2 protein-coding genes and 1 pseudogene are annotated in these 1115 nt (G+C 61.1%); 1 reads left to right on the plus strand and 2 read right to left on the minus strand.

Annotated features, from left to right (window positions below):
• Positions 1-186 (minus strand): annotated as a pseudogene (locus tag EN906_RS34935) (DUF1176 domain-containing protein); the annotation flags it as partial.
• A gap of 137 nt (positions 187-323) precedes the next feature.
• Between EN906_RS34935 and EN906_RS34940 the strand changes: the two are divergent.
• On the plus strand, positions 324-830 hold the full coding sequence (locus EN906_RS34940; protein ID WP_127267825.1) for a DUF1993 family protein: 507 nt from the start codon (positions 324-326) through the stop codon (positions 828-830).
• A gap of 54 nt (positions 831-884) precedes the next feature.
• On the opposite strand, the gene EN906_RS34945 is transcribed toward EN906_RS34940, so the two are convergent.
• Positions 885-1049 carry a hypothetical protein gene (locus EN906_RS34945; RefSeq protein WP_023706483.1) on the minus strand — a complete coding sequence of 55 codons (165 nt, stop codon included), beginning with the start codon at positions 1047-1049 and terminating at the stop codon, positions 885-887.
• Positions 1050-1115 lie beyond the last annotated feature (66 nt).

Below are 1115 nucleotides of genomic sequence, written 5' to 3' on the forward strand. Positions count from 1 at the left end.
GAAATACCCCCAGGCGCGGGCGAATTCGTGCCGGCTGATGGCGCTGTACAGCGAACGGACAACCGCGTCGGCGCTCGACCGATCGTCGATATAGGGCGCTTCGGGGGCATCGTCGGCAGCCAATACCGTCTGGCCGATCGGTGCCAGGGAGAGAAAGGCAGTCGCTGCGAAAAGGGCGCGTCTCATCGGGAACCTCCGCTCGATAGAGGATTCTACGACGGCGATTGCGGCAACGTGGTGACGCAGGCTCGACGGACTTGAAGAATCGCGCGCGAAGGCGCTACGTCGCGTCCGCCGGCGTTCGGCCGGACAGGAGATTTGACGTGACGATATCGATGTATGAGGCGTCCGTGCCGGTGTTTTCGGCCAGGCTGAAAGCGCTTTCCGATGTGCTGGCGACCGCCGAACAGAATGCGCTTGACCGCAAGATCGACCCGCAGGTGTTTCTGACGGCGCGGCTGGCGCCAGACATGTTCGCCTTGACCAGGCAGGTGCAGATCGCCACCGATCATGCCAAGGGCGCGCCGTCACGGCTCGCCGGGCGCGACGTGCCGAGATACGAGGACAACGAGGCGAGTTTCGCCGAAATTCAGGCGCGCATCACCAAGACCCTCGACCTTCTGGGCACATTTTCGGCTGCCGAGTTCGACGGCTCCGACGACAAGATCATCGAGCTGAAGCTTGGCGGACGGGAAAGTTCGATGCCCGGCCTGCAGTATCTGCTGCATGTGGCTATGCCCAACTTCTATTTCCACCTCACCACGGCCTACGACATTCTTCGCCACAATGGCGTGCCGTTGGGCAAGGCGACATTCCTGGGAACGCGCTAGGGAATTGAGTTTTTGGAGATGTCCCGGATCGATCCGGGACATCACCGGAAGTACCTAGCGAACGGACATTTCGCGGGCGATGCGGGGGAAGTCGGCCGGCTTGATACCGATGTCGGCACGGTCGGCATTGCTCATCGAATGAAGCAGCGCGAGCGCCGAGCGGTATCTCAGATGCTCCTGCGGCCGCGGCCGGGCGAACATTTCAGTGAAGAAACCCATGATTCAAGCCCCAAATTGGTCCTCCACATCCGCCAATATAGGTGAATCGTGACAATTGTGCAGTGC

This window comes from Mesorhizobium sp. M7A.F.Ca.CA.004.06.1.1, from assembly GCF_003999135.1.
Classification (GTDB): domain Bacteria; phylum Pseudomonadota; class Alphaproteobacteria; order Rhizobiales; family Rhizobiaceae; genus Mesorhizobium.